Raw genomic sequence first — 8,076 nt, forward strand, 5'->3', positions numbered from 1 at the left:
TACCATGTCGAAGGTACTTATCACGGGGATTCGCGGGTTTACGGGCCGGCACCTGTTGAGCGAACTGCAGGCCGCTGGGCACGACGTATGCGGACTGGCAAATGTCCCGGCGCCCGAACTTCCGGTGCCGGTTCATGTGTGCGATTTGCTCGACCGCGATCGCCTGACGCAGGTGCTGGCGCGCGAGCGGCCGGACGCGGTCGTGCATCTGGCTGCGATCGCGTTCGTCGCGCATGACGATGTCCGGTCGATCTACGATACGAACGTGGTCGGTACGCAGTATCTGCTCGATGCGATTCACGCGGCGGGCTGCCATCCGCGAGCCGTATTGCTGGCGAGCAGCGCCAACATCTATGGCAATTCCGATCGGGAAGTCATCGACGAATCCACGATTCCGAATCCGGCGAACAACTATGCCGTCAGCAAACTCGCGATGGAGTATGTCGCGCGGCTATGGGCCGACACATTGCCGATCACGATCGTGCGTCCGTTCAATTACACGGGGGTCGGTCAGCCGTCGAATTTCCTGCTGCCGAAGATCGTTGCGCATTTCCGGGAGGGCAGGGAGGTGCTCGAACTGGGCAATCTCGAGGTCGTCCGCGATTTTTCTGACGTGCGCTACGTCGCCGCGGTGTACCGGCGGTTGTTGAGTGGAAAATTCGCCGGCCAGGTTTTCAACGTATGCTCCGGAACGGGCTATGCATTGCGTCGCGTTCTGGAAATGGTGGGTGCGCTGACGAGTCATCATCCGGAGATCCGGGTGAATCCCGCATTCGTGCGCGCCAGCGAGGTACGCATACTGATCGGTTCGACCGAGCGGCTGCACGATGCGATCGGCGTACTGCCGATCATTCCGCTCGAAGACACGCTTCGCTGGATGCTGGACGCGCCGGCGACGGCGTCGCTCAGTGCCCCCGCTTTTGCTTCCTCACGACCATCCAGCGCGGCACCCGGAACCGCACGATGCTGACGTACAGCCACACGTAGGTGAGCGCGAACAGCACGACGAACACGAACAGGTGCACGGTGTGCCGCCAGAACAGCGTCGCGGGAATCACGGCGATCAGGCACAGCAGCCACAGGTACGGCGACGTCAGCGAGTTGCGGCGCGTGAGATCGTGCGCGTGCTTCGTGCCGACGGCCCAGCGCATCAGCCGCTTGTACACCAGCATGTGCAGGTGCACGCCGTCCGGAATGCCGGGCGACATCCCGCGAATGAATTTCTTCCGGTAGATCGAGAAGCAGGTCTCGAAGATCGGGTACATGAACAGCAGCACCGGGTACCACGCGGACACTTCGCGGTTGCGCATCACGAGCATGATCGCGAGCTCGGCGAGCATGAAGCCGATGAAATACGCGCCGCCGTCGCCGAGAAAGATCAGCCCGGCCGGGAAATTCCACAGGAAGAACCCGAGCACCGCGCCCATCATGATGATCGATGCGGACATCACGACCGGATCGTTGACGTGGAAGGCCACATACGCGAGCGACGCGAACATCATGAAGCTGACCATCGACGCGAGCCCGTTGAAGCCGTCGATGATGTTGATCGCGTTCGCCAGCGCCGCGACCGCGAGCACCGTGATGAACGCCGAGATGGCCACGTAGCCGAGCAGGAAATCGAGCGGCGGCACGCTGATGCGCTTGACCGCGATGCCCAGCAGCCAGAACGCCAGTGCGGCCGCGCCCATCGTGCACAGCAGCCGCGCGCGCGGCGACACGCGCTTGGTGAGATCTTCGACGAGCCCCGACAGGAACGCCGGCATCCCGCACGCGACGATGCCGAGGATGCTGCCGGCGATCGTCGGGTAGCGCTGCGTCAGCAGCAGCGCCGACGCGACGACCCCGGCGAGGATCCCGATGCCGCCCACGCGCGGCACCGGCCGCACATGGAATTTCTGCACGCCGGCCAGGTCACCGTCGATCGAGAATCGCTCGTGCAAATGCGCATAGCGCACGATGAACAACGTGACGAGCAGGGAGACGATGAAGCCGGACGCGAAGCTGAGCATGGGATCGCTCGAAAAATGGACAGCGGATTATACAAAACCGCGCGGGTTCCCCTGCTGCCATTTCCAGTGGTCGGCGCACATCTCGTCGATGCCGAGCGTCGCACGCCAGCCGATCAGGTCGGCCGCGGCCTGCGGATTCGCGTAGCACTCGGCGACGTCGCCCGGACGCCGCGCGACGAGCTCGTACGGCACCGGGCGGCCCGATGCCTTTTCGAACGCGCGTACGACTTCCAGCACGCTGTAGCCCTGGCCCGTGCCGAGGTTCACGACGAAGCTCGCGTCGCGCTTCGCGAGCGCGTCGAGCGCGGCGATGTGCCCCTTCGCGAGATCGACGACGTGAATGTAGTCGCGCACGCCGGTGCCGTCCGGCGTCGGATAGTCGGAGCCGAACACGCGCAGTTTCTCGAGCTTGCCGATGGCGACCTGTGCGACGTACGGCATCAGGTTGTTCGGGATGCCGGCCGGATCCTCGCCGATCAGCCCGCTCGCATGCGCGCCGACCGGGTTGAAGTAGCGCAGCGTCGCAATCCGCCACGACGGATCCGATACCTCGAGATCGCGCAGGATCTGCTCGGCGATCAGCTTCGACTGGCCGTACGGGTTGGTCGCGGACAGCGGGAACGATTCGTCGATCGGCGAGCGCTCCGGCACGCCGTATACGGTCGCCGACGAGCTGAACACGAACTGCCTGACGTTGCGCTCGCGCATGACCTTGAGCACGGCGAGCAGGCCGCCGAGGTTGTTCTGGTAATACTCGATCGGCTTCGCGACCGATTCGCCGACCGCCTTGAGCGCCGCGAAATGGATCGTGCCGGTGATCGGATGCGCGTCGAATACCTTCGCGAGCGCGGCTTCGTCGCACACGTCGACCTGGTGGAACGCCGGCTTCCTGCCGGTGATCTGCTCGATGCGCCGCACGGACTCGGCCTTGCTGTTCACGAGATTGTCGACGATCACGACGTCGTAGCCGTTGTCGAGCAGCTCGACGGCCGTGTGCGAGCCGATGTAGCCCGCGCCGCCGGTGACGAGGATGGTGCCTTTAGCAGTCATTGCTGATGTGCTCCTTCAAAGTGTGATGCCCGTCAACGAATGGATGGTCTGTCGGTAACGTTCGACGACGTGCTGCTCGTCGAATTGTGCCGCGACTTTTTGTCGGCCGCGTGCACCCATGGCCTCGCGCCCGGCCGCGCCGAGCTCGACCATGCGAATCAATTGCTCCGCGAGGCTCGCGCTGTCGCGCACGCGGCACAGGAAGCCCGTCTCGCCGTCGGCGACGACGTCGCGGCAGCCCGGCACGTCGGTCGCGACGATCGGGCGGCCCATCGCGGACGCCTCCATCAGCGTGCGCGGCACGCCCTCGCGGTACGACGGCAGCACGACGCAGTCGGCCGCCGCGATGTGCGGGCGCACGTCGTGCGCCTCGCCGAGATACTCGACGACGCCTTCGCGGACCCACGCGTCGACATCCGCGCGGCCGATCGCGCTGGGGTTGTCGACACCGAGCGGGCCGAGCAGCTGGAAGCGCGCGTGCGGATAGCGCTGGCGCACGACGCGCGCGGCTTCGACGTATTCGCGCACGCCCTTGTCCCACAGCAGCCGGCCGATCAGCACGAATACCGGCGCGTCGCCGGCCGGCAGCGGCACCGGCGCGAACTGCTCGAGATCGACGCCTTCGCCGTGCAGCAGCCGCGCGCGCTCGGGGTGGGCGAGCAGCTGCTCGCCGGTGAAGGTGGCGAGATCGTCGCGGTTCAGGAACCAGACTTCACGCGGGAAGCGGAACGCGAACCGGTACAGGCGCTTCGCGACGCTCGCCGCGCGGCTTTTCTGGATGAACACATAGCCGAGCCCCGTCGTGACCGCGATCGACGGCACGCGCGCGAGCCACGCGGCGATCGACCCGTAGATGTTCGGCTTGATCGTGTAGTGAAACACGAGATCGGGTTTCAGCGCGCGGTAGCGGCGCGCCAGCGCGGCGAGCGTGCCGAGATCCTCGCGCGGGCTCGTGCCTTTCGACGCGACCGCGAGCGCGACGTAGCGGCAGCCCATCTGCTCGAGCAGCGGCACGGTGCGGTCGTGCGGTGCGATCACGATGACCTCGGCGCCGCGCGCGACGAGCGTCCGGATCAGCCCTTGGCGGTAGGTGTAGATCGCCCAGGCCGTGTTGCACACGAGCGCGATGCGCAGCGGGGAGGTAGCGGACATGAAAAAAGAAAAAATAAAGCGTCGAAAATGCCGGATACCGGCTAGGCGGACGGCCGCGCGGCGAACAGCGTCTGCTTGATCCGCTGCAGCGTCCGGTACGGCGTCACGAAATGCAGCAGGTTCTTGGCGAGGCCGGCCCAGTCGTACGGGTTCAGCGCGTTGAAGTGGCGCAGCAGCAGCGACAGGGTCGACATCAGCTGGCGGCGGCGCTTGGTCGCGCTGATCCCGCCCTCGTTGAGCTCGTAGTAAAGGCCGAGCTCCGGCAGGTTCGCGCAATCGTAGCGTTCCATTAACCGTAAAAAAAGATCGAGATCCTCGGCCGCGCGGTACTTCGCGCGATAGTTGCCGACTTCGCGCACGGCATCGATGCGCAGCATGACCGACGGATGCACGAGCGGCGAGCGCAGGAAGCGCGTGCGGCGCAGCGCGCGCGGATCGGCGGGCGGCGTCAGCATGAAGCGGGGCTCGCCGGCGCGCGACACGACCTGGGTCCACATGCCGACGCACGCCACGCGCGGGTGGGCGTCGAGATACGCACGCTGCTTCGCGAGGCGTTGCGGCGCGGCGAGGTCGCCCGCGTCGATGCGGGCCGCATAGCGGAACCCGCGCGCGGCGAGCGCGTCGATGCCGGCCTGCAGCGCGCGCTCGATGCCGCCGTTCTGCGGCATGCGCAGCACCTCGATCCGGAGGCCGGGCAGTGCCGGCGCGACGATCGGCGGCGTGCTGCCGTCGTCGACGATCAGCACGTGAACCGGTGCGTCCTCGCGAAACGACGCGAGGGTGCGGGCGACGTCGTCGTGCCCGTTGTAGGCCGGCATCAGCACGGCCACGTCGTCGAGCGGGAGCGGGCAATCGGATGACGTCATGAGCGCAGCTTGAAACGAATGTAATAAAAATTAACGGCGGCGGCCGCGACATAGCCGGCCGCGAGCCCGACGAGCGCGCCGTACAGGCCGAGCCGGGGGATCGCGAACACGTTGACGAGCGCGGCGATCGCCAGCGCGAGCAGCCATTTCGCCAGCAACACGAATTTTGCTTGATATTTGAGAACGATAAGATTGCCTATCGCCTCGATGCCGGCCGGCACGGACAGCCAGACGGCCCAGCGGAAGATGTCGACCGACGCCTCGTAGCCGCGGCCGAACACCTTGCCGACGATCGGCGGGGCGGCCGCGTCCAGCACCAGCGCGCCGGCCGTCATCAGCGCGGCGGTCATCGCGATCAGCCGGACGATGTTGCGGCGCAGCCGCGCGACGTCCTGCACGCGGTACACGAACGCGGGCGCGATGGTCTGCGCGAGCATCAGCGCGAGCGTGATCCAGTTCTCGTTGAGCTGCTGCGCGGCCGAATAGCGGCCGAGATCGGCGAACGACACGTGGCGCTCGAGCATCAGGCGGTCGAGCTTCAGGAACAGGTACATGCAGATCAGGCCGAGCCAGAACACGGTGCCGGCAGTCGCAAAGTGCCTGAACAGGGGCTTGTCGAACGTCCAGCCGAGCGTGCCGCCGTTACGATGGCGGTAGTAGAGCAGCAGCGCGAAGCCGATCGCGGCGGCCTCCAGCGCCCACAGCCACGCGAAGCGTGCCGGGCCGGCGGCCGCGCGCACCAGCAGCCACACGAGCAGCGCCTTCGCCAGCGCCGTGACCATGCTGGTCACGAGCTGCGGCTTGCTGTAGGTCATGCTCTGCAGCCACGCGTTGATCACGCCGACGAACGGCTCGCGAAACACCATCGTGACCGCGAGGCCCGCGAGCATCGCGCCGACGAGCGGATCGAACGCGCCGGCGCCGATGGCGATCCAGGTCGCGACGAGCGCGACGGCGGACACGCCGATGCGCAGCACGAACGCGCTGCCGAGCACCGCGCCGAGCTGGGCGGGCGGACGCTGGACGATGGTCGGAACCAGGATTTCGGCGCCGCACACCCAGGTGAGCGGTGCCAGTACGAGGAGAAGCGTATTCGCATACTGCCATTTGCCGAACACGTCCGGCCCGAAATAACGGGCCAGAAGACCACTGATCGCGATCGCGACGCCGATCTGCGTGAGCCGTTCGAGTCCGAGCCAGACGAGGTTCGCGACGGCCTTCGCGACGTCCGGGTTGCCGAATCGTTTCAGCATGCGGGACAGCCGTACGCGCGCGATGCGGCCGGGAAGGTGCGCGGGCGCGGCGGATGGGCGGCGGCGAAACGGCTAGGCATTAAAATGGGCGTAATACGCGTCATCAAAACCCGCGATTATAAGTGGGATCGGGGCCGCTCCCGCCGTCCCGTTCCTCGTTGCACGGAGCCCGCATGTATGATGCCGGGCACACGCAAGAGGCGGCCAGATTACTTTTCATGCACGCAACCGAGAGAGAATCGATGATCTCCCAATCCATCTTCAAGGCATATGACATTCGCGGTGTGGTCGGCAAGACGCTCGACGCCGACACGGCGCGCGCGATCGGCCGCGCGTTCGGCAGCGAAGTGCGCGCGCAGGGCGGCGATGCGGTCGTCGTCGCGCGCGACGGCCGCCTGTCGGGGCCCGAGCTCGTCGGCGCACTCGCCGATGGGCTGCGTGCGGCGGGCGTCGACGTCGTCGACGTCGGCATGGTGCCCACGCCGGTCGGCTATTTCGCGGCAAGCGTGCCGCTCGCGCTGAAGCAAGGCGAGCGCCGCATCGATTCGTGCATCGTCGTCACGGGCAGCCACAACCCGCCCGACTACAACGGCTTCAAGATGGTGCTGCGCGGCGCGGCGATCTACGGCGAGCAGATCCAGGCGCTGTACCGCCGCATCGTCGACGCGCGCTTCGAGACGGGCAGCGGCTCGTTCGAAGAATTCGACGTCGCCGATCAGTACATCGCGCGCATCGTCGGCGACGTGAAGCTCGCGCGCCCGATCAAGCTCGTCGTCGATGCCGGCAACGGCGTCGCGGGCCCGCTCGCCACGCGCCTGTTCAAGGCGCTCGGCTGCGAGCTCGTCGAGCGCTTCACCGACATCGACGGCACGTTCCCGAACCATCATCCCGATCCCGCCCACCCGGAAAACCTGCAGGACGTGATCCACGCGCTGAACGACACCGACGCCGAACTCGGCTTCGCGTTCGACGGCGACGGCGACCGCCTCGGCGTCGTCACGAAGGACGGCCAGATCATCTATCCGGACCGCCAGCTGATGCTGTTCGCGGAGGAAGTGCTGTCGCGCAACCCGGGCGCGCAGATCATCTACGACGTGAAGTGCACGCGTCACCTCGCGCAATGGGTGAAGGCGAAGGGCGGCGAGCCGCTGATGTGGAAGACGGGCCATTCGCTCGTGAAGGCGAAGCTGCGCGAGACGGGCGCGCCGCTCGCGGGCGAGATGAGCGGCCACGTGTTCTTCAAGGATCGCTGGTACGGCTTCGACGACGGCCTCTACACGGGCGCGCGCCTGCTGGAGATCCTCACGAAGACGGCCGACCCGAGCGCGGTGCTCAATGCGCTGCCGGATGCGATGAGCACGCCCGAACTGCAGCTCAAGCTCGACGAAGGCGAGAACTTCCGCCTGATCGAGAAGCTGCAGAAGGAAGCGAAGTTCGACGGCGCGGACGAAGTCGTGACGATCGACGGGCTGCGCGTCGAATATCCGGACGGCTTCGGTCTCGCGCGTTCGTCGAACACGACGCCGGTGGTCGTGCTGCGTTTCGAAGCCGAGACGCGCGAAGGGCTCGAGCGCATCCAGGCGGACTTCCGCCGCGTGCTGACGGCCGCGAAGCCGGACGCCAAGCTGCCGTTCTGAGTTCGCGCGGCCTGCGGGCCGCGGCCGGCGCGACGCCCGAGCCGACAGCCGGGCGATCCGTCGCGCCATTTCCGAAAAGCGGCGCACGCGTACTGCGTGCGCCGCT

At 66.7% G+C, this 8,076-nt stretch carries 7 protein-coding genes; 2 read left to right on the forward strand and 5 right to left on the reverse strand.

Annotation, left to right across the window (positions count from 1 at the left end):
• Positions 1 to 4: 4 nt before the first annotated feature.
• Positions 5 to 970: an NAD-dependent epimerase/dehydratase family protein gene (locus O1Q03_RS35975; protein ID WP_269510012.1), complete on the forward strand. Its 966-nt coding sequence runs from the start codon at positions 5 to 7 to the stop codon at positions 968 to 970.
• On the opposite strand, the gene O1Q03_RS35980 is transcribed toward O1Q03_RS35975, so the two are convergent.
• The 5 genes from O1Q03_RS35980 to O1Q03_RS36000 are packed head-to-tail and all read right to left on the reverse strand — an operon-like array spanning position 906 to position 6,333.
• On the reverse strand, positions 906 to 2,012 hold the full coding sequence (locus O1Q03_RS35980; protein WP_269510015.1) for an MraY family glycosyltransferase: 1,107 nt from the start codon (positions 2,010 to 2,012) through the stop codon (positions 906 to 908). The two genes, O1Q03_RS35975 and O1Q03_RS35980, sit on opposite strands and share 65 nt — an antisense overlap.
• 27 nt (positions 2,013 to 2,039) lie before the next feature.
• Positions 2,040 to 3,062 carry a UDP-glucose 4-epimerase GalE gene (galE, locus tag O1Q03_RS35985; RefSeq protein ID WP_269510018.1) on the reverse strand — a complete coding sequence of 341 codons (1,023 nt, stop codon included), beginning with the start codon at positions 3,060 to 3,062 and terminating at the stop codon, positions 2,040 to 2,042.
• A gap of 15 nt (positions 3,063 to 3,077) precedes the next feature.
• Entirely contained in the window at positions 3,078 to 4,214 is a 1,137-nt protein-coding gene (locus O1Q03_RS35990; RefSeq protein ID WP_269510021.1) for a glycosyltransferase family 4 protein, read from the reverse strand.
• A 41-nt stretch (positions 4,215 to 4,255) separates the two neighbouring features.
• Positions 4,256 to 5,080 carry a glycosyltransferase gene (locus O1Q03_RS35995; RefSeq protein ID WP_269510024.1) on the reverse strand — a complete coding sequence of 275 codons (825 nt, stop codon included), beginning with the start codon at positions 5,078 to 5,080 and terminating at the stop codon, positions 4,256 to 4,258.
• A complete protein-coding gene (locus tag O1Q03_RS36000) occupies positions 5,077 to 6,333 on the reverse strand; it encodes a lipopolysaccharide biosynthesis protein (protein ID WP_269510027.1) in 1,257 nt (418 codons plus the stop codon). Before O1Q03_RS36000 ends, O1Q03_RS35995 begins: the two co-directional genes overlap by 4 nt.
• A gap of 242 nt (positions 6,334 to 6,575) precedes the next feature.
• On the opposite strand from O1Q03_RS36000, the gene O1Q03_RS36005 reads away from it, so the two are divergent.
• The gene (locus O1Q03_RS36005) at positions 6,576 to 7,970 is read left to right on the forward strand and encodes a phosphomannomutase/phosphoglucomutase (RefSeq protein ID WP_269510030.1); all 1,395 of its coding nucleotides are present in this window, start codon (positions 6,576 to 6,578) and stop codon (positions 7,968 to 7,970) included.
• The last annotated feature ends 106 nt before the right edge of the window (positions 7,971 to 8,076 follow it).

The sequence above is a fragment of the Burkholderia sp. IMCC1007 genome (genome assembly GCF_027257875.1).
Taxonomy (GTDB): domain Bacteria; phylum Pseudomonadota; class Gammaproteobacteria; order Burkholderiales; family Burkholderiaceae; genus Burkholderia.